Below are 19,520 nucleotides of genomic sequence, written 5' to 3' on the forward strand. Positions count from 1 at the left end.
GCTGATGATCACCAGAGGACATTTTATAGGTGAAATTATTGATAATTTTTCAGAACTTAGGGGGCATATAGAGTTAAGGGTTTCTCTCGGGCTTACAGATTTGCCCGTGTATGCTGAAAATTTTATTCGTGATGTCTTGAATATAATTGAAGGGCGCTCGTTGGAAAGTCTGAACAAAACAAGATCGAATAATCCTGGTCTTGATTTGGGAGATAAAGTCTGGAAGGTCGGTATCCAGGTTACGGCAACCTCTTCGTCTGCTAAAGTTTACAAGACTCTTTCAAAAATTACGGCTGCACAGAAGTTAGCCTATAAAAAAATTATTATTGTTATTCTTGGGGCGAAGCAAGGATCTTATAAGCTAAACGCTACCAAGCTCAGTGGGTTTTCTTTTAATAAGCAAGATATTTGGGACTTGTCCGATCTGGCGCGCAAGTCCATGGATCTAGACAGTCGTAAATTGCAGGACCTTCACGAGTTGGTGCAGTCAGAATGCATGAGGTTGAAAAACGATCTTGAGGTTCGAAAAAAAGGCGGAAAATATAAAACCGATGGTTACGCGATGTGGGAATTGCCACCGCAGCCTCAGATTGGTGACGGTAAGAAGTTTGTTTCATATCTGATGAATGATATGAAGATAGGTGTGACAAGCTCAGAAAAGAAAGGCATCGCTCAGGCGCTAGTAGTGATGGGCGATAAGCTTACTAGATTGCCTAGGGTGACAAGGGAGTTTCTTGTTTCATTAATGGAGCACCGACGCTCAGGTGATTCTAAAAGATTTGGGGAACTACATGCCCACCTGCTTTATTCCGTTGTAGAGCGGAAGTTTCAAGGTGTGGATTTAGACGGCGAGTTGGGGATCTTGGCGGAGGCGGGATTCGTCGAGGTAAACGGAGAGGAGTCATACGATTACGGTCCCGCTGAAATTGGGGTGACAATCACTGAGTGTTATGAGCTTGCAATTAGCTTTTTTGAATTTATTGACGTCAAGAAGTTGAACCTGCGGCAGGTAGTTGGTGAGGTAAATTTGTCGGGGTTCTAAATCGCAAGTCGTCGGGCAATTTTTTTCCGGATTTACAAGAGGCGATTTTATTCACAAGACTTCGAGGTTAGTTAATGCGGTCAATATATGGTCGGTCCAAACCCCGTTGATCCTAAGATACGCCCGTGCTTCACCTTCTCTTTCAAACCCCAGCCGCGCCAGCAGGCGCGCGCTGCGCTCATTCTCTGGGCGGTAGTTGGCCATGATTCGGTGCAGTTGCATGGCGTCGAACACATGGGCAATCGCCGCCGTCAGCGCTTCATGCATCAGGCCCTGGCCTTGGGCGGATTCAGCGAGTGCGTAACCCAAGTGACAAGCCTGAAACGCACCGCGCACGATGTTGCTGAAGTTGCAGGCACCGATGATTTGGTCCTGGCTGAATATCAGCAGGTGCAACGCTTCGCCGCTGGCGGTTTTGTCGGCCATGGCGTGGAGGCGTTCGGTGATGGCGTCCAGTTCAAAAAAGGCGTCGTCACGCAAAGGCTCCCAAGGCTGCAGGAAATCGCGATTTTGCAGCAGGTACGTTTGCATGGCGCGAGCGTGGGAAGGGTGGGCGCCCAGCAGTAAGAGGCGGTCAGTGCTGATGCCGGTAGCGGGGAATGTCATGCGTCACCTTCTTGTGGTTTGCCAGCCGGGCTATCCTGCCGCTTCAGTCGCACAGAATCCAGCCAGGCTGGCGTTCACGTAATTCTTACCCGGGCACAGCTATGATGCTCGTCCTTATGCAATAAGCCTGATAGGGCAACCCATTATGAATGTGAGCGTTCTCTACGCGTTGGCTGCTGCGGCGTTGTTCGGCGCCAGCACTCCGCTTGCCAAGCTCTTGGGGCTGGATACGCCGCCCATCCTGTTGGCAGGGCTGCTCTATCTGGGCAGCGGCCTGGGCCTGGCCATCGTTCGGTTTGCCCGCGACCACGGCTGGAAACGGCCCGGGCTTGCAGCCGGAGAGTGGCCCTGGTTGATGGGCGCCATTGTCTTTGGGGGCGTGCTTGCGCCTGTGGCGCTCATGTATGGCCTCACCCGTACCGCGGGCGCCACCGCATCGCTGATGCTCAATCTTGAGTCAGTGCTCACGGCCGTTCTGGCGTGGGTCGTGTTCAAAGAGAACGCGGATCGCCGGATTGTCATCGGCATGATCGCCATTGTTTTGGGCGGGCTCGTTTTGTCGTGGCCGCAAGGGACGGCGACGGCTCATGATTGGACGGGGCCGCTGGCCGTGGCGTTCGCCTGTTTTTGTTGGGCCATCGATAACAACCTGACCCGTAAGGTCTCTGCCTCGGATGCGCTTTTTATCGCCGGGAGCAAAGGCTTGGCGGCGGGGGTGGTCAATTGCTGTCTGGCGTTGGCCATCGGGTCGCAACTGCCAGCCGTGGCCACGCTGGGGTCCATCATGGTGGTTGGGCTGCTTGGGTATGGCGTGAGTCTGGTGTTGTTTGTGCTCGCTCTGCGCGGGCTTGGCAGCGCGCGCACCGGGGCCTATTTTTCCACGGCTCCCTTCCTTGGCGCGGTCATCTCGATTCTGATCCTGGGCGAGTCGGTCTCGCTGATGTTCTTGCTCGCTGCCGCCTTGATGGCCATCGGAGTGTGGATTCACTTGATGGAACATCATGCGCACGAGCATCAGCACGATCCACTCACGCACGGCCATCGTCATACACACGATGAGCACCACCAGCATGTGCACGGCTTTGAGTGGGACGGTACCGAACCACATAGTCATGCGCATGAGCACGCACCGATTCAGCATAGTCATGCGCATTTTCCCGATGTGCACCATCGGCATAAGCACTGATTTCGCAGGAGTAATAGGGCCGAGTACTTTTCTTCGGGCATAAAAAAACGGCCTACCTTTCGGTAAGCCGTTTTTAGTACTTGGTGGCTACACAGGGACTTGAACCCCGGACCCCAGCATTATGAATGCTATGCTCTAACCAACTGAGCTATGTAGCCAAGTGGCGCGCATTATTCGCGGAGAACGGGAATGCGTCAAGCGCTTTTTTTGAAAATTTATCTACGCTATCAACTGTTTAACGGGAAACACCGGGTTTGGTGACGAGCGGTTGGGGTTTGCGCAGGTCCCAAGGCGGCGAAGATCAAAAGGTGGGAGCGGGCTTGCTCGCGAATGCGGTGTGTCAGTCAACAGAGGTATTGGCTGGTCCACCGCATTCGCGAGCAAGCCCGCTCCCACATTTGATCTGTGGTGTTCTGGCGTTCGCGCGTCAGGTTTTGCGCGGGTGCAGGCACTCTATCGAGCGGTCGACCATGGCTTTGGCCATTTCCAGCAGGTGCCACACGGCAAGCACTTTGGCACGCTCGGGGGTTTGCAGTTGTTCACCACAATCGAGCGCGGTGGCCGAGGCGCTGTGCAGCAGGTCGGCGGTGTAGAGCAGGGAGTCTTCGACGCTGATTTCGTCGCTGATGGCGTAGAAGTTTGTCGAGGGTTGCGGCGGATCGGTGGGTAAGTAGTGGTCGAGCGCTCGGTTGAAAGCGGCGCGGTCTTTGGCTTGGTCACGGGGTGGATCGGGGACGATCTTGAACATGGTGTAGCTCCTATTGACCTGAAGAAGCTGCCACCGTCGCTGCTAAACGAGAAGGGTGGCGGCTGTACGCGGGTTAGCAGACCAGTCAATAGGAAAACCGGCGCACCCGAAGGTGCCCCACGCACAGCCACCATAAACTGGGGCGTAAAGCGTGTGCCTATTGAGTTCAGGCTGCTAAACCCGATCACTGAAAACCAGCGACGGACCGAAGACTAGTCACCGACTCCCCCAGGCACAAGGCCGAAAGATTCTCTAGGAAACGTCCCGCAAATTAAAGGGATTCATCTTGCTGGCCCTTTACAAGCCATGACCGCTGCATCGATTCACCTACTCGTTAGCCTGCTAACGGGATAGCCTTCCTGCACCCAAAAGTGGCACATTGTCGCACCTGCACCTGTGCATCCATCTGCTGTATGGAAAACCTCCCATGGCTCTGAGCAATTCCCAGCCCTCCGTGGCTACGGCGCCTGCCGCCGGGCAAACCAGCCCGTTGGTGATGCGTGTGATCGGCGCGGTGGCGCTGGCGCATTTGATCAATGACTTGATCCAGTCGGTACTGCCCTCGATCTACCCGATGCTCAAGGCCAATTACGGCCTGACGTTCACCCAGGTCGGGCTGATCACTCTGACGTTCCAGCTCACCGCTTCCCTGCTGCAACCGTGGGTGGGTTATTACACCGACCGCCATCCCAAGCCGTACCTGTTGCCCTGCGGGATGATTTGTACGCTGGTGGGCATTTTGATGATGTCCCAGGTGGGCAGCTTCCCATTGATCCTGCTGGCAGCGGGGCTGATTGGTATCGGGTCGTCGACTTTCCACCCGGAAGCGTCCCGCGTGGCGCGCCTGGCTTCGGGCGGGCGTTATGGCCTGGCGCAATCGACCTTCCAGGTGGGCGGTAACGCGGGTTCCGCGTTCGGTCCTTTGCTGGCGGCGGCGATCATTATTCCGTTCGGCCAGGGCAATGTGGCCTGGTTCGGTCTGTTCGCTGTGTTTGCGTTGTTTGTGCTGTATGCGATCAGCCGCTGGTACGCGCACCACTTGAACCTGTTCAAGCTCAAGCAAGGCCAGGCGGCCACCCATGGCCTGTCCAAAGGCCGGGTGCTGAGTGCATTGGTGGTGCTGGGCCTGCTGGTGTTTTCCAAGTACTTCTACATGGCGAGTTTCACCAGTTACTTCACCTTCTACCTGATCGAGAAGTTCGACCTGTCGGTGGCCAGTTCCCAGTTGCATCTGTTCCTGTTCCTGGGGGCGGTGGCGGCGGGTACGTTCTTTGGCGGGCCGATTGGCGACAAGATCGGCCGTAAGGCGGTGATCTGGTTTTCGATCCTCGGCGTTGCGCCGTTCACCTTGCTGCTGCCCCATGTGGACCTGTTCTGGACCAGCATTCTGAGCGTGGTAATCGGCTTTATCCTGGCCTCGGCGTTCTCGGCGATTGTGGTGTACGCGCAAGAATTGGTGCCAGGCAATGTGGGGATGATCGCCGGGGTGTTCTTCGGTTTGATGTTCGGTTTCGGCGGGATTGGTGCAGCGCTGCTCGGGCACCTGGCTGACATTCACGGCATCGAGTACGTGTACACGCTGTGCTCGTTCTTGCCGCTGTTCGGGGTGTTGGCGATTCTGTTGCCGCGTACCAAAAAGGCCTGATATCGGGTCAATCGAGTCGGGCAGATATCCTTGCTGCCCAACGTTTGCGTCAAACGGGTAAATCAACTGCTCCTGCAAAGGGTGTCGGCGTTGCGCCGGTGCCCTGATTTACGGTTGTAGCGGGTTGTAGGTGGCTCGCTTCAACTGTTCCCGCGCCCGGGACAATCGTGAGCGCACGGTGCCGATGGGGATGTCCATGGCGTCGGCGGTGTCCTGGTAGCTGCCGTCGGTTTCCAGCGAGGCGTAGAGCGTTTTACGCATTTCCGGGGGCAAATTCTTGATCGCCCGCAAGGTCTTTTCGAGTTTGCGGTTGATCTCGAACTGCCAGTCCAGGCTGTTGTTTTCTTCCTGCCCATGCCACAGCGCCTCATCGAATTCGCAATGCACCGGTTTGGCATACATGCGCCGGAAGTGGTTGCGGATCAGGTTCTGGGCAATCCCGCACATCCAGGTGCTGAGGGTGGCCTGGCCACTGAAGCGGTCCCGGTTGCGCCAGGCCTCCAGGTACGTCAGTTGCAGAATATCGTCTGCGTCTTCCGGGTTCAGTACGCGTTTATGAATGAAGCGGCGGAGTTTCTTGTGGTGGTCTTCCGACAGGTTCTGGATGGAGCGGTGCGGGTCAGGTGTAAGGTGAACTAAAACATCGATAGGGATATCCATGATTTTTTCCTCAGGGTAGACACGATCGAAATAATTCCGACGGGAACCCCCTTAGCACTGCCTGTGCCAAGCACAAATCACTCATAAGCTGTTGATATATATAGCGAAATATCTTGTTTTCATGCTTTTCCACGCAAGGTTTTGCACAAACCTGCGCAGGGTTGTGCCGGTTTTTTCATAAGCCTCGCAATCGCCGATAAGTTGGAACCGTAACGGGTTTGCCCGCCACACAAGGACACGAATCTCCCCGTCCTGGCATTCCCCATGAAAGTCGATCCCCATATTGATGTGCAAAAGCCCCAGAGCCTGGATCAGCCTGCGCCTGCAAGGGTTGATCACCGGCCACCCTCCACGGCGAGCGCCGCGCCGATCGGCGACGACCTCGGTTCGCTGTTCAACCAAGAGGTCGAGCTCAACAGCCGTGCGCTCGGACGGCGGCAGATAGGCCTGCGTGTAATGCCGGTCGAGCAACTGGCGCAACTCTATGAACAGTTGGGGCATCCGGCTCAGGCAACGCTGGCGACCGTCGCGCGTAATGTCAGGGTTCAACTGTTGGTGAACTCCAGCGTCGAGAAATTTCTGGAGATCACCGGCAATGACCCGGCCCGGGCCTACGTGGTGCTCCAGCAAGTGGCCGCGCAGGCCGATGCCGAGGTGCGCAGCAACGAGGCGAAGCTGGCTCGTGAGGCGCTGGTGAAGCTGGAGATGCGCTTCAAGCCGCAGATCCAGGCGGGCCTGAACACGGCATTGGCGCTGCAGGCCAGCAGTGATGACCCTCAACTGCGCCAGGCGGTGCGCGGTGTGTATTACGCCAGCGTGGTTACCCGGCAATCCCTGGCAACGATGCTGCAGGCGCTGCTGGGGTTGTTCGGTGGCGATGACTTTGGCCTGGGGCTGAAGCTGATGCGCCGTGCCCTGGCCGACGATATTGCGGCGCTGACCCCTTCGATCGCATCGGCAAAACTACTCACGCTGCTGGTGGGGTTGCGCGGCTGCGATCAACTGGGTGGCATCTTGTGTAATTGCCGGGACCTGATCGAACGCCTGGCCCTCACCTATCCCGCGGTGACACGGGACGCGGTGGCGCTGCTCCAACGCTTGCTGGCCTACTCGAACACCGGGATTGCGGCTGCCGAGATCCAGCGTCTGGCCAATGAGTTGGGCGGTGCTGACGTACTCAATCAAGTGATTTCACTCAATAGCGTTTACCCCGTTCTCAAGAGCCTGCCGCTGGCAGTGTGGCGTGATACCAGGGGCCGTGAAGAGTGCCTGAACAGCTTTTTGCTGGTGATGGACGAGTACGCACGCACCGAGCGCGGCGCCCGGCAGGGTATGGCCTTGCAGGGCCCCGATGCATGAGCGCGTTACGGGTCATCAATGGCGTGCTGCTGAAGGTTGCACAACGTGCCGAAGTCTTGGGCGCGGTGGTCATCATGGCCATTGTGTTTATCTTTATTGTGCCGCTGCCCACCTGGCTGGTGGACATCCTGATTGCCCTCAATATCTGTATCTCGTGCCTGTTGATCGTGCTGGCGTTGTACCTGCCGGGACCGCTGGCATTTTCTTCGTTTCCGTCGATCCTGTTGCTGACCACGATGTTTCGCCTGGCCCTCTCGATTGCCACCACGCGATTGATTCTGCTGGAGCAGGACGCCGGCGATATCGTCGAGGCCTTCGGCAATTTCGTGGTGGGCGGCAACCTGGCGGTGGGGTTGGTGATCTTCATGATCCTGACCATCGTCAACTTCCTGGTGATCACCAAAGGTTCCGAGCGTGTTGCTGAAGTGGCGGCGCGCTTCAGCCTGGATGCCATGCCCGGCAAGCAAATGTCCATCGACAGTGATTTGCGTGCCGGCCTGATCGATGGCGAGCAGGCCCGGGACAAACGTGAGCAGTTGTCCCGCGAGAGCCAGCTGTTCGGGGCCATGGACGGGGCCATGAAGTTCGTCAAGGGCGACGCCGTTGCCGGGCTGATTATCGTGGTGATCAACTTGCTGGGCGGTTTCTCCACCGGCATGTTCCAGCACGGCATGAGCGCCGGCGATTCCATGGCGCTGTACTCGGTATTGACCATCGGTGATGGCCTGATTGCGCAGATTCCCGCGCTGCTGATTTCCTTGACCGCCGGCATGATCATCACCCGTGTGGCACCGTCCGGGCGTAACAAGGGCTCCAATAACATGGGCGCCGAGATCGCCCGGCAAATGACCAGCGAACCCAAGAGCTGGATCATCGCCTCGGTCGGGATGCTCGCGTTTGCGGCGCTTCCCGGGATGCCGACGATGGTATTCATCCTCATCTCATTGATCACCGGTTCCCTGGGTTATTACCTGGTACGCAAGCGCCAGCGGCTAGAGCAGCCGGAGCAAACGAATGCCGACACGGTCGCCCCGCAAGACAATGGTGAAGAAGACTTGCGCGGCTTTGATCCGTCGCGGCCTTACCTGTTGCAGTACCCCGCAGCTTTGCACGGCAGTGCGCAGGTGGCGCAGGTCACCCATGGCATTCGCCAGGCGCGCAATGGCCTGGTCACGCAAATCGGCCTGACGCTGCCGCCGTTTGAAGTCGAGTTCGCACCGGCACTGGCCGACGATGAGTTCCGCTTTTGCGTGCATGAAGTGCCGATGATCAAGGCCACTCTTGGCAATCGCATGGCGGTGGTCCGTGACACCCTGGCCGCTGAGCCCGAAGACGGCGCCAAGGGACTGCCTGAGCGCGACGAACAGGAATGGGTGTGGTTGGCGCCCGATGATCCATTGCTTGATGATGAGCAATTGGAGCGCTTCACCCCAGAGGGCTTGATCATCGAGCGCATGACCCGCGCGATGCTGCTGAGCGGGCCGCAGTTCCTCGGGATTCAGGAGAGCAAGTCGATTCTCAGCTGGCTCGAGTTCAACCAGCCGGAGCTGGTGCAGGAGCTGCAACGCATCATGCCGCTTTCACGTTTCTCGGCGGTGTTGCAGCGCCTGGCCAGCGAGGGTGTTCCGCTGCGTGCCGTGCGCCTGATCGTCGAGGCCTTGATCGAGTACGGCCAGCATGAACGTGAGCCGGACGCCTTGGCCGACTACGCGCGCATCGCCCTCAAGTCGCAGATTTTCCATCAGTACAGCGAAGCCGATGGCCTGCATGCCTGGCTGTTGTCGCCCCACACCGAAAACGTGCTGCGCGATGCATTGCGCCAGACCCAAACCGGGGTGTTCTTTTCCCTCGACAACGACAGCAGCGCGGTGCTGGTCAGCCTGCTCAAACAAGCCTTTACCGTGCGGGCCAAGAGCAAGAGCGTGCTGTTGGTTGCGCAGGATTTGCGCAGCCCGTTGCGTACCTTGCTGTTGGAAGAATTCAACCATGTGCCGGTGCTGTCGTTTGCCGAGTTGGGCAGCTCCTCGAAGGTGAAGGTGCTGGGGCGTTTTGATCTGGGTCAGGATGATCTGTTGCACGGCGCAGTGGCATGAGGGCTTGATGATGTTTGAGTTGCGCGTGCTGGATGGCCAGCACCAGGGGGCGGCGCTGCCGCTGTTTGGCGAGCAGTGGAGTATTGGTGCCGATCCTGACGCGGACCTTTCACTGTTCGACCCGGGCATTGCCGAGTGGCACGTGTGGTTGCGCCTTGCCGGCGGGCAATGGTTGCTGCAGGCCGAGCAAGGGCTGGTGCAGAACGCCGAGGGTCAGCTCGTCGCTCAGATCAGTGACTTGCCACTCAACGTGCCTTTTTCGATTGGCCAGATTCGGCTCTGCGTCACCCGGGCCGATCAGCCCTGGCCCAAGGCGCCTGTCGTTACGGATCTGGAGCCGGCACCCGTCAGTGAGGCGCCGCCGACGCTGATGTTGTCCTCGATCTCGAGGTCGCAGCAGAAGCGTTTGATCAGCCTAGTGGTGGTGGGGGCGGTCATCATCACGGCGATCGGTATGGTTTCCAATGGCGAGCGACAGGCACAGGCATCGCTGATGCCACCAGAGGTCCGCAAGCCCGAGTTGGGCTCGCCCTACGAGGTGCGTCAGCAGTTGCTCAAGATGCTCGGCGAGCGAGAGTTGGGCCACCGTGTGAGCCTGCAAGTGATCAATGGCCAGGTCAGCCTCAACGGCGATGTGTCCCGGGACGACGTGGAATTGGTATCGCGCATGCTCAGCCGTTTTGGTGAGCAGTTCGAAACCTCGGTGCCGGTGCTCAGCCGTGTCAGCGAACGCAACAGTGAACTGCCCTTCAAGATTTTGCAGATCGTCGGCGGGCCCAACGGGCACGTGGTTTTGGAGCAGGGCAACCGACTGTTCGTCGGTGATGAGGTGGAGGGTTTGCGGCTGGTGCTGATCGACAACACCAAGGTGGTATTCGACGGCGTGCAACGGTTCGAGGTGCGCTGGTGAGTGAGCAGATGCAGGCTCGTCTTGAGGCCTGGCAGCAGCGCCAGTCGAGTGCGCTGGCCAGCTTTGCGCCGGTGGCGGTGCGCGGGCGTATCCAGCGGGTCAACGGCATGTTGCTGCAATGCCGGCTGCCTCAGGCGCGCATCGGTGACTTATGCCAGGTCGAAAAAACCGTGGGTGACTACATGCTCGCCGAGATTATCGGGTTCGATCAGCAGGATGCCGTGCTCAGTGCCCTGGGCAACCTGGAAGGCGTGCGGGTGGGCGCCAGCGTGCAGCGCCTTGGGGTGCCGCATCGGGTGCGGGTGGGGGACGATTTGCTGGGGCAGGTGCTGGATGGCTTTGGCCGGCCGATTGCGGGCGAAGGTCCGAGTGCGTTTGTCGAGGATGACGCCGAGGATGCGAGCCCTGTGCTGTGCGAGGCACCCTTGCCCACCGAGCGGCCGCGGATCAACCGGGCGCTGTCCACCGGGGTGCGCTCGATCGATGGGTTGGTGACGCTGGGGGAAGGTCAGCGTGTCGGCCTGTTCGCCGGTGCCGGCTGTGGCAAGACCACCTTGTTGGCCGAGATCGCCCGGAACGTGGAGTGCGATGTGATTGTGTTCGGCCTGATCGGAGAGCGCGGCCGCGAACTGCGCGAGTTTCTCGACCATGAGCTGGACGATCAGCTACGAGCCAAGGCGGTGCTGGTGTGTGCGACCTCTGATCGCTCCAGCATGGAACGGGCGCGCGCCGCCTTCACGGCGACCGCGTTGGCCGAAGGGTTTCGACGCAAGGGCAAACGTGTGTTGCTGCTGATTGACTCCCTGACCCGGTTCGCCCGGGCCCAGCGCGAGATCGGCCTGGCCGCCGGTGAGCCACTGGGCCGTGGCGGCCTGCCGCCGTCGGTGTACAGCCTGATGCCGCGCTTGGTGGAGCGCGCCGGGTTGACCCGCGACGGGGTGATCACCGCGATCTACACCGTGCTGATCGAGCAGGACTCGATGAACGACCCGGTGGCCGATGAAGTCCGCTCGCTGCTCGATGGCCATATCGTGTTGTCCCGCAAGCTGGCCGAGCGCGGCCACTACCCGGCGGTGGACGTGTTGGCCAGCCTTTCCCGAATTTTAAGCAACGTGGCTGAGCCCGCGCACATCAAGGCCGGCACCGCATTGCGGCGTTTGTTGTCGGCCTACCAGCAGATCGAGCTGATGCTCAAGCTGGGCGAGTACCAGCCTGGCAGCGATGCCCTGACAGACCTGGCGGTGAACAGCCGCCAGGCAGTGGATGGTTTCCTGCGCCAGGACTTGCGTGAGCCGGCGCCGATGCAAACTACCCTTGATCTGCTGATGGAGCTGACCTGCGATGTCCCTTTCTGAAATAGACACCCTGCGGCGCCTGCGCAAGCATCGGGCCGATCGCGCCGAGCGCACGTTGCGGGCGGCCAAGCGGCTTCAGCAAGCGCTGCTGTTGCAGATCCAGCAGGCACAGGACGCGCTTGAGCACACCCGCCAGGAGGAGGCGCGCAAAACCGCAGAGCTGTTGGGCCAGCATCAAGGGCAAGTGATCTCGTTTCGCGACCTCAAGTCCTGGAATACACAGGAGCGCACGTTCTCCGCCGACACCCGGCGCGAGGAAGGGCAGTTGCATGCATTGCACGGCCAGCGTGAGGAGCAGTTGACCCATATCGACAGCGCACAGCGGCACGTTACCCAGTGTTTGCGCGAGGTTGAAAAACTCCAGGAGCTATCCCTTTTGTTGGTGCAGGAAGAGAACGATGACGCAAGTTCCAGTGAACAAACCTGAGCGTCCGCGTCCGCGCGAGCCTCGGGATGAACGTGAGCCCGGTACGGGGGCGTTCGTGCCCGTGGAGCAGAGGCTGTTATTTACCCAACTGTTTACCCGCGACCGTGAGGGGGGCGGCTATGGTTCCTCCCGCACGGCACTGACAGCGCCAACCGAGGCGCTGATGATCGAGACGATGACCGAGCAATTGGCGCCCCGTATGCAGGCCGCTGCGCAGTGGCCGTTGCAAGCCATGTTGTACCTGCCGCGCCTGGGGCGGATCACCGCGAGCGTGCGCCGCGAACAAGGCGCCTGGAACGTTGAGCTGACGGCTGAGGAAACGCACACCGCACGTTGGCTGCCAGGCGTGCGGCAACGCCTTGAGGACGGCTTGGCCGGAGCGCTGGCCCAACCAGTGCACGTGCACCTGGCACACATGGCCCCGGCATGATCATGCCGGTTTTGAGCGTGCCCGTGGTCAACGCAAACACAGTGGCGGCGCGGCGCAGATTAGGGCGTGGCATGCGCATGTCATTTCAGGTCTCTGGGCAGCACGGTGAGTTGCTGATGGTGCCCGGTCGTGCGCCCGTGGGGGGCAAACCGCTGTGTTTCGAGAGTACCAGCGGGGTGCTGGCTTTCGCCGAGCCCGGGCCGCTGTTCAGCCTGCTGGGGGAGTGCCCGGTGACACTGGCAGAGGCCGGTAACGACCCGGATTCCTGGTTCTGGGAATTGTTCCAGCACCACCTGAGCCCTGAGGTGCGAGCGGCGTTCGGTTACCTGCGGTTGTTGCCTGCTCCCAGGAAGTTGACGTTCGGTTGCCGGTTGACGGTGACGCTGGGTGCGTCCCGCGTGGTGAGTTACCTGTGGCTGGCGCCCGAGACCTTGCTGGCGTTGTGCGACGCCGGCCCCTGGCGGCCCATAGCCGCCCCGCTGCCCGCGTCGTTTCAACTGGCGCTTGCGGTGACGCTGGGGCGCCTGCGGCTGCCGATTCTCCAGGTGCGCCAGCTGCGTGCCGGTGACGTGGTGATGCTTGAACAACCCACGTTCGACCCACAGGGCAATGGCCTCCTGCACGTCGGCAGGCACCGGCTGCACGGCTGTATTGATGATGAATCCGGGCCGTTGTGTCTGACGCTTATTTCGATCGAGGAAACGTCTGTGGACGAGGATTTTGCAACACAACAATACCCGGGGCATGAGGATGAACAACCCGTGGTGGATGTCTTCGGCCATGAGCCCTTCGACGAGTTGAGCATGGCCCTGAATGTGCGCTGCGGCACCCTGAGCCTGACCCTCGGCGAATTGCGCAACCTGGCCCCCGGCGCGGTATTGGGCATCTCCGGTTACGCTCCCGGCATGGCGGGGCTTTATTACGGCGACCGGCCCATCGGCCAGGGGCAGTTGGTGGAAGTGGACGGGCGCCTTGGGCTGCAGTTGTCTCGTGTGGTTTTTGCCCGATGACGCTCCAGGGGATTGACCCCCTTGTACTGGCAGTGTTTCTCGGCGCGTTGTCATTGATGCCGATGCTGTTGATCATCTGCACGGCCTTCTTGAAGATCGTCATCGTGCTGATGATTACCCGTAATGCCATCGGCGTGCAGCAGGTGCCGCCGAGCATGGCCATCAACGGCATAGCACTGGCCGCGACGCTGTTTATCATGGCGCCCGTCGGGTATGAAATTGCCCAGAACGTAAAGGCGTCCCCGGTGGACATGAGCAATGTACAGACGCTTATGGAAACAGGGGTTGAGGCCATCGCGCCGTTGCGCGCGTTCATGCTGCGCAACACCGACCCGGATGTGTTGACCCACCTGCTGGAAAACAGTGCGCGCATGTGGCCGCCCGAAATGGCGCAAAGCACCCAGCGCGAAGACCTCATCCTGTTGATCCCCTCGTTTGTGTTATCGCAGTTGCAGGCGGGGTTCGAGATCGGCTTCCTGATCTACATCCCGTTCATCGTCATCGACCTGATTGTCTCCAACCTGCTGTTGGCCCTGGGGATGCAGATGGTCTCGCCGATGACCATTTCCCTGCCGCTCAAACTGCTGTTGTTCGTCATGGTTTCCGGGTGGTCGCGATTACTCGACAGCCTGTTCCTTTCTTACCTCTGAGTGACCTATGGAACCGATCGTGCTGTTCAAGCAGGGCATGCTGCTGGTGGTGGTGCTGTCGGCACCGCCGTTGATCGTGGCGGTGATCGTCGGCGTGCTGACGTCCCTGGTGCAGGCCCTGATGCAGATCCAGGACCAGACGCTGCCCTTCGGCATCAAACTGGTGGCGGTGGGCGTTACCCTGATATTGACCGGGCGCTGGATCGGCCTGGAGTTGATCCAGCTGATCAACCTGATGTTCGACATGATCGCCCGTTCGGCATTGAACTGAGGGACTGCACGTGTTGCTTTATCTTGAGTATTTGCCAAGCCTGCTGGTGGCCATGGCGCGCATTTATCCCTGTGCGTTCCTGGTGCCGGCGTTCAGTTTTCAACATATCCGCGGCATGCCGCGGCACGTGATCGTGATGGTCATGGCGTTGATTCCTGCGCCCGGTATTCATGCCGCCATGAGTGGCCAGGACTACTCCGCGCTGATGATCAGCGGGCTGGTCCTCAAGGAAGCGGCCCTGGGCTTTTTGCTGGGGATCTTGCTGGCGATGCCGTTCTGGATGTTCGAGTCGGTGGGGGCACTGCTGGATAACCAGCGCGGAGCCTTGGCCGGTGGCCAACTCAACCCGTCGCTGGGGCCGGATGCCACACCCATCGGGCATCTGTTCAAACAGTTGGTGATTTATCTACTGATCGTCATGCTGGGGCTGAGTGTGTTGACCCAAGTGATCTGGGACAGCTACCTGATCTGGCCGGCAACCGCCTGGCTGCCGCTGCCGGCTATCAATGGCTTCAGCGTTTTCCTCGGCGTGCTCGGCGACACCTTTACCCACATGATGCTGTACGCCGCGCCGTTCATTGCGGTGCTGCTGTTTCTCGAATTCGGCTTCGCGGTGCTGGGCTTGTACAGCCCGCAGCTGCAGGTTTCAACGTTGGCAACGCCGGTCAAGTGCCTCGCCGGGCTTGGGATTCTGCTGCTGTATTTTCCATTGCTGCAGGATTTGATCGTCACCCGTATGGCGCAGCTGGCAGACCTTAAACATTCCATCGGCCTGATGTTTCAGGGGGTTGCACCATGAGTGATTCGGGGGAGAAAAAACACGCCGCCACCCCCAAGAAGCTCAAGGACCAGCGCAAGAAAGGCCAGGTCGCGCAGAGCCAGGATGTCGGCAAGTTATTGGTGCTGACCGCCTTGAGTGAAATCGCCTTGCTCACCGCTGAAACCAGCATGCAGCGCCTCCAGCAATTGATCATGCTGGCGATGTCGGGCATCGGCCGGCCCTTCGTGCGGGCCCTGGAAGAAGTGCTGATGGAAGGCCTGCTGATGTTTTTCTCGTTCGCCCTGTTGATGGCCGGGGTGGCGATTGCCGTGAAGCTGATCAGCGGCTGGTTGCAGTTCGGCTTCCTGTTCGCGCCGGATAACTTGGCACCGAACTTCAGTCGCCTTAACCCGCTCAGCCAACTCAAGCAGATGTTCTCCGCCCAGTCGGTGATGAACCTGTTGATGGGGCTCGCTAAGGCGCTGCTGCTGACCCTGGTGTTGTACGTGGTAATCGAGCCGTCGTTGGCGGCGTTGATCAACCTGGCCACCAGCGATTTGCAAAGCTACATCCTGGCACTGATCACCTTGTTCCGGCACTTGCTGCATGCCTGCCTTGGATTGTTGCTGGTGCTGGCGCTGATCGACATGGCGATGCAGAAGCACTTCTTCGCCAAGCGCATGCGCATGACCCAGGTGGAGGTGATGAAAGAATACAAGGACATGGAAGGCGACCCCCATGTCAAGGGTCAGCGGCGTCAGCTGGCGTATCAACTGGCCCAGGAAGAGCCGAAGGTCAAGCTGCCCAAGCTTGAAGAGTCCGACATGCTGGTGGTCAACCCGACGCATTTTGCCGTCGCGCTCTACTACCGCCCCGGGAAAACCCCGCTGCCAATGTTGGTAGACAAGGGCACGGATGCCGAGGCCCGCAAACTGATCGACCGCGCCAAGGCGGCCGATGTACCGGTGATCCAGTGCGTATGGCTGGCGCGTACGCTCTATGAGAAGAAACTGGGGGCGCCCATTCCACGGGAGACACTGCAGGCGGTGGCCCTCATCTACCGTACGCTGCGTGAGCTGGATGATGAGGCCAAGCGCGACACCCTGCATTTGCCGGAGCTGGAGCAGCGTTAACGCGTGCGGCGTACATCCAGCGCTTCAAGTTTGGCCAGGGACAGTATTCGGCTGACGATGCCATTGAGCGCAGCGCCGTCCACCGGTAACGCGTGCCAGATCACCAGCGCGCCCTTGGCATCCAGATAAACAAAGCACCCGTCGAATGCCAGCGCATGTTCGAAGCGCCGTTCAAGCACGTGCTGCAACTGCCCGGCCTGCAAGGCCTCGGGTGTTATCTGCAAGGCCAGGCCCCGCTGGGTACCGGCCTTGATGGGGAGCAGGGTAATACCTGGAGAGAGGGGCAGGTGAGCGTCATTGCCGCTCACCAGCTGGTCCAGGAACACCTGGCGATGTTGATCATCGTCGGGTAATCCCATGGGGTTCACCGCTCCAGGGATATGGTCTGATAATCCGACCGCTCGCCGGCAGGGCCGGGTTCTGCGCGCATTTGTGGCGGCCACCAGAACACCATTTTATCGGCGCTGGATTGTGGGCGTGAGCAGGAGTCGCCCTTGCACGTTGGCGTGCAACCGACGATGAGCAGGGCCAGGCAAATCAAGGTGGCGCAGGACAGTTGTCGTTTCATTGTGGGTTGCTCCGGGCTGGCGTGAGCAGGGAAGGGCGGGGCACGCCGATGTGCTCGTCTTTGATGACAGGGCGGATGGCGATGAGCACTTCAGCCTCTTCGCCCGGCTTGAGCCAGGCACGCGGCCAGACGCTGACCGCCAGGGTCTGGGAGTTGCTGCATTCCTTTTCATCAATGCGCACGTGGCGATTGAACTGGTTGCGCAACACCACCACCGCTACGTTGAACTGCGGGCCGGCGTACCACTGGCTGCGCTCGGTATTGAGGGCCAACAGGTCCCGGGTGGCGCACAAGGTATTCAGGCCAAGTGGCATCGGCGCGGCCTTGAACCCCCTGGGCACTTGCCCGCTGACGAGGTGAGCCAGGGTGCTGGTGATGTCGCTGCGCTTGATCACCGGTTGATGCTCGGCATAGCGCCTGGCCAGAGGCTTGAGCGCCGCCTGCAGTTCGGCCTGGTCTTCCTGTGGCAAGTAGCGTGAAGGGTCGGCCTGATCTCCGATGACCCGCGGGGTCAGGATAAACAGGCGCTCGCGCCGGTTGTTCTGGCGTTCGGTGGAGGAAAACAGCGCTTTGCCCAGCAGCGGTATGTCGCCCAGCAACGGTATCTTGTTCTGCTTGTCGGTTCTTTCGGTGACATGGAAACCACCGACCACCAGCGAGCGTTTCTCCGCCATCACGGCCTGGGTGCTGACCTTGCCCCGACGCACATCGGGGCCGATACGCTCGGGGTTGGACTCATCGAAGTTACCGTCCTCGATGTCCACCACCAGATGAATCTGGTGTTGACCCCGGCTGGTGATCACCCTGGGCACGACCTGGAAACTGGTGCCGACCGTGATCGGCAGGACGGTTGCGACTTCTGCACCGGCAGTCAGGTATTGAGTGCGGTTGAAATCAATCACCGCCGGTTGGTTTTCCAGGGTGAGCACCGACGGGTTGGACACCATCGTCGCCAGGCCACGTTGTTCCAGGGCGCGTACATCGGCATAGAAGCGATCGCGGTTTTCGATCGACAGTTGCGATGAAGTCCCGGGTGCCATGTTCACGCCGCCACGAAAGCGGCTGTTTTGAAAGCCCCAGTTGACCCCGAATTCGCGCAATTGAGTGCGCTCGATATCGAGGATGATTGCGTCGATTTCCACCAGTTTGCGCGCCACGTCGAGCCGGGCGATCAGCTCTCGGTACATTGTATGGCGTTCCGGCAGGTCATAGATCAGCACGGCGTTGTTGCGCACATCGGCTTCGACCCGGATTTTACTGGTGGAAACCGGTGCCCGTGGGGTGAGCCCCATGCCGCTGTCCAATGGCCCAGGGTTGATTGCCGTGCCGAGCATCTGCCCCAGCATCGGGTTGCCCAGCCGTGGAAAGCTCGGCGTGATAGGCGAGGGTTGTGAGGCTGAGGCGGGGCGTTGGCTCAACGTCGAGAGCGTCGAGGCGGGGCGAGGTTCCAACAAACCGCGCAGCATGCTGGCGACGCCGGGAATGATCAGTTTTTCACCGCGATAATCAATCGGACGGTCCGCGGCATTGGCGAATTTCAGCGGGTAACTGAGGATGCTCTGCTTTTCATCGGGAGATTTGCGCTGGCTGCTGAATTGCTTGATCTGCTCGATATAGCGCTTGGGGCCCGAGACCAGCACCACGCCATCGTCGGACAACTCTCCCCAGCCAAACCGGCTGTCGAGCAGGCCAATATCGGTCAGGGCCTGCTTGAGGTCGGCGAGGGTCTCGGAAGAGACTTCCAGTCGCGCTGACTCTTGTTGGTCCAGGGTGCTGATGTACAGCGTGTTGTTGTACAGGTACCACTGGAAGCGATGCTCTACGCCAAGCCTGTCGAGCAGCGATTGCGGAGTATTGGCGCGTATCTTGCCATTGACGTTGCCTTCCAGCAGGCCGTCGATTTGCAGTTGCGTGCCGAACGACTGGGCGAAGTCTTCCAGCACATCCCGCAGCGGCTTGTGTTCGGCTTCATACGCGAAGGCGGTGTTTTTCCATTCGGCGGGGACGGCGGCGAGGGTGCTTTGCGATGGAATCAGCAACCACGGCATGAGGATCAGGCAGGGCCAATGGGCTCGCTTTACGGTGGTTGCGGGCGAGTTGGCGCGCAAGCGAGTGTGCTTGTCGATCTTATTAGGCATGAAGAGTTCTCAGGTTAATGCGTCAGCGAGCGTAGCGAAGTGGGCGTGAACTTCTGGGTGGGCCTGGCCAGGCGCGTGGCCATGGCTCGCCAGGTATCGCGTTGGTTGAGCAGGGCTTCGAGACAATCCAGCAGGCGCTTCTCGTTGGCCCCTTCCCGCTGGCACTGGACGAGCCAGAGCACGCCGCTGACCGGGTCCAGGGCGAGTGCGCCATGAAAGTGGTTCAGGCTGGCGCCTCCCAGGCGCATCAAGGTTTGCAGCCCTAAGGTGTCCGGGCGACTTTGAGTCAGCTGGACACTCAGTTGCACGGTATTCGAAATACGCTGAAAAATAATTTCATCGTCGTCTTCGAACAGCCTGAGCTGGCCTTCTGTGCCGTTCACCCAGCGAGCAATCAGCGACTGCAACTTACTGCACGCCGTCGATCACAGTCTTGAACAGTGAGTGTTGGACGCGGACCTGTTCGTGAAATGCGAACGAAGAGATGCGTTCTTGTTTAACAAGATCGCCGAAGTATGAATCGCCCCGG

General features: G+C 59.7%; 21 protein-coding genes and 1 tRNA gene. 14 read left to right on the forward strand and 8 right to left on the reverse strand.

The window, feature by feature from the left end; genetic code table 11:
- Positions 1-4 precede the first annotated feature (4 nt).
- The gene (locus ACA046_RS04455) at positions 5-1,042 is read left to right on the forward strand and encodes an SMEK domain-containing protein (protein WP_003217842.1); all 1,038 of its coding nucleotides are present in this window, start codon (positions 5-7) and stop codon (positions 1,040-1,042) included.
- 51 nt (positions 1,043-1,093) lie between these two features.
- Here the strand turns inward: ACA046_RS04455 and rimJ are convergent, their stop codons facing one another.
- Positions 1,094-1,648 (reverse strand): ribosomal protein S5-alanine N-acetyltransferase, encoded by a 555-nt coding sequence (gene rimJ / locus ACA046_RS04460; protein WP_497675972.1) that lies wholly within the window; start codon positions 1,646-1,648, stop codon positions 1,094-1,096.
- Positions 1,649-1,793: 145 nt separating this feature from the next.
- On the opposite strand from rimJ, the gene ACA046_RS04465 reads away from it, so the two are divergent.
- Positions 1,794-2,834 (forward strand): DMT family transporter, encoded by a 1,041-nt coding sequence (locus ACA046_RS04465; RefSeq protein WP_497675973.1) that lies wholly within the window; start codon positions 1,794-1,796, stop codon positions 2,832-2,834.
- 81 nt (positions 2,835-2,915) lie between these two features.
- Here ACA046_RS04465 and ACA046_RS04470 read toward each other — a convergent pair.
- Both ACA046_RS04470 and ACA046_RS04475 read right to left on the reverse strand, forming a co-directional pair.
- Positions 2,916-2,992: transfer RNA gene (locus ACA046_RS04470), tRNA-Met, on the reverse strand.
- Between the two features lie 269 nt (positions 2,993-3,261).
- On the reverse strand, positions 3,262-3,582 hold the full coding sequence (locus ACA046_RS04475; protein ID WP_497675974.1) for a DUF6124 family protein: 321 nt from the start codon (positions 3,580-3,582) through the stop codon (positions 3,262-3,264).
- 427 nt (positions 3,583-4,009) lie between these two features.
- Between ACA046_RS04475 and ACA046_RS04480 the strand changes: the two genes are divergently transcribed.
- Complete coding sequence (locus ACA046_RS04480) at positions 4,010-5,227, forward strand: MFS transporter (RefSeq protein WP_008430708.1); 1,218 nt, start codon at positions 4,010-4,012, stop codon at positions 5,225-5,227.
- A gap of 108 nt (positions 5,228-5,335) precedes the next feature.
- Here ACA046_RS04480 and ACA046_RS04485 read toward each other — a convergent pair whose 3' ends face one another.
- Positions 5,336-5,887 carry an RNA polymerase sigma factor gene (locus ACA046_RS04485; protein ID WP_497675975.1) on the reverse strand — a complete coding sequence of 184 codons (552 nt, stop codon included), beginning with the start codon at positions 5,885-5,887 and terminating at the stop codon, positions 5,336-5,338.
- Positions 5,888-6,151: 264 nt separating this feature from the next.
- On the opposite strand from ACA046_RS04485, the gene sctW reads away from it, so the two are divergent.
- The 11 genes from sctW to sctU are packed head-to-tail and all read left to right on the forward strand — an operon-like array spanning position 6,152 to position 16,285.
- The gene (gene sctW / locus ACA046_RS04490) at positions 6,152-7,246 is read left to right on the forward strand and encodes a type III secretion system gatekeeper subunit SctW (RefSeq protein WP_497675976.1); all 1,095 of its coding nucleotides are present in this window, start codon (positions 6,152-6,154) and stop codon (positions 7,244-7,246) included.
- Positions 7,243-9,339 (forward strand): type III secretion system export apparatus subunit SctV, encoded by a 2,097-nt coding sequence (sctV, locus tag ACA046_RS04495; RefSeq protein WP_497675977.1) that lies wholly within the window; start codon positions 7,243-7,245, stop codon positions 9,337-9,339. The genes sctW and sctV overlap by 4 nt, the downstream gene beginning before the upstream one ends.
- A gap of 10 nt (positions 9,340-9,349) precedes the next feature.
- Complete coding sequence (locus ACA046_RS04500; protein WP_497677044.1) at positions 9,350-10,249, forward strand: FHA domain-containing protein; 900 nt, start codon at positions 9,350-9,352, stop codon at positions 10,247-10,249.
- Positions 10,246-11,604 (forward strand): FliI/YscN family ATPase, encoded by a 1,359-nt coding sequence (locus tag ACA046_RS04505; RefSeq protein WP_497675978.1) that lies wholly within the window; start codon positions 10,246-10,248, stop codon positions 11,602-11,604. Before ACA046_RS04500 ends, ACA046_RS04505 begins: the two co-directional genes overlap by 4 nt.
- Positions 11,591-12,031 carry a type III secretion system stalk subunit SctO gene (gene sctO / locus ACA046_RS04510; RefSeq protein WP_497675979.1) on the forward strand — a complete coding sequence of 147 codons (441 nt, stop codon included), beginning with the start codon at positions 11,591-11,593 and terminating at the stop codon, positions 12,029-12,031. The genes ACA046_RS04505 and sctO overlap by 14 nt, the downstream gene beginning before the upstream one ends.
- Positions 12,003-12,461, forward strand: a complete 459-nt coding sequence (locus ACA046_RS04515; RefSeq protein WP_497675980.1) for a type III secretion system HrpP C-terminal domain-containing protein — start codon at positions 12,003-12,005, stop codon at positions 12,459-12,461. The genes sctO and ACA046_RS04515 overlap by 29 nt, the downstream gene beginning before the upstream one ends.
- A complete protein-coding gene (locus ACA046_RS04520; RefSeq protein ID WP_497675981.1) occupies positions 12,458-13,471 on the forward strand; it encodes a FliM/FliN family flagellar motor switch protein in 1,014 nt (337 codons plus the stop codon). The genes ACA046_RS04515 and ACA046_RS04520 overlap by 4 nt, the downstream gene beginning before the upstream one ends.
- Positions 13,468-14,121: a type III secretion system export apparatus subunit SctR gene (sctR, locus tag ACA046_RS04525; protein WP_497675982.1), complete on the forward strand. Its 654-nt coding sequence runs from the start codon at positions 13,468-13,470 to the stop codon at positions 14,119-14,121. The genes ACA046_RS04520 and sctR overlap by 4 nt, the downstream gene beginning before the upstream one ends.
- A 7-nt stretch (positions 14,122-14,128) precedes the next feature.
- Entirely contained in the window at positions 14,129-14,392 is a 264-nt protein-coding gene (sctS, locus tag ACA046_RS04530; RefSeq protein WP_497675983.1) for a type III secretion system export apparatus subunit SctS, read from the forward strand.
- A 10-nt stretch (positions 14,393-14,402) separates the two neighbouring features.
- Entirely contained in the window at positions 14,403-15,191 is a 789-nt protein-coding gene (gene sctT, locus ACA046_RS04535; RefSeq protein WP_497675984.1) for a type III secretion system export apparatus subunit SctT, read from the forward strand.
- Positions 15,188-16,285 (forward strand): type III secretion system export apparatus subunit SctU, encoded by a 1,098-nt coding sequence (gene sctU / locus ACA046_RS04540; RefSeq protein WP_076014954.1) that lies wholly within the window; start codon positions 15,188-15,190, stop codon positions 16,283-16,285. Before sctT ends, sctU begins: the two co-directional genes overlap by 4 nt.
- Here the strand turns inward: sctU and ACA046_RS04545 are convergent.
- The 4 genes from ACA046_RS04545 to ACA046_RS04560 are packed head-to-tail and all read right to left on the reverse strand — an operon-like array spanning position 16,282 to position 19,398.
- Positions 16,282-16,644 (reverse strand): transcriptional regulator, encoded by a 363-nt coding sequence (locus ACA046_RS04545; RefSeq protein ID WP_497675985.1) that lies wholly within the window; start codon positions 16,642-16,644, stop codon positions 16,282-16,284. The genes sctU and ACA046_RS04545 overlap by 4 nt on opposite strands.
- Positions 16,645-16,649: 5 nt before the next feature.
- Positions 16,650-16,853, reverse strand: coding sequence for an HrpT family type III secretion system protein (hrpT, locus tag ACA046_RS04550; protein ID WP_497675986.1), 204 nt, complete (start codon positions 16,851-16,853; stop codon positions 16,650-16,652).
- Complete coding sequence (gene sctC / locus ACA046_RS04555; protein ID WP_497675987.1) at positions 16,850-18,991, reverse strand: type III secretion system outer membrane ring subunit SctC; 2,142 nt, start codon at positions 18,989-18,991, stop codon at positions 16,850-16,852. The genes hrpT and sctC overlap by 4 nt, the downstream gene beginning before the upstream one ends.
- Positions 18,992-19,005: 14 nt before the next feature.
- On the reverse strand, positions 19,006-19,398 hold the full coding sequence (locus tag ACA046_RS04560) for a type III secretion protein (RefSeq protein WP_497675988.1): 393 nt from the start codon (positions 19,396-19,398) through the stop codon (positions 19,006-19,008).
- Positions 19,399-19,520 lie beyond the last annotated feature (122 nt).

The sequence above is a fragment of the Pseudomonas sp. LBUM1641 genome (assembly GCF_059716235.1).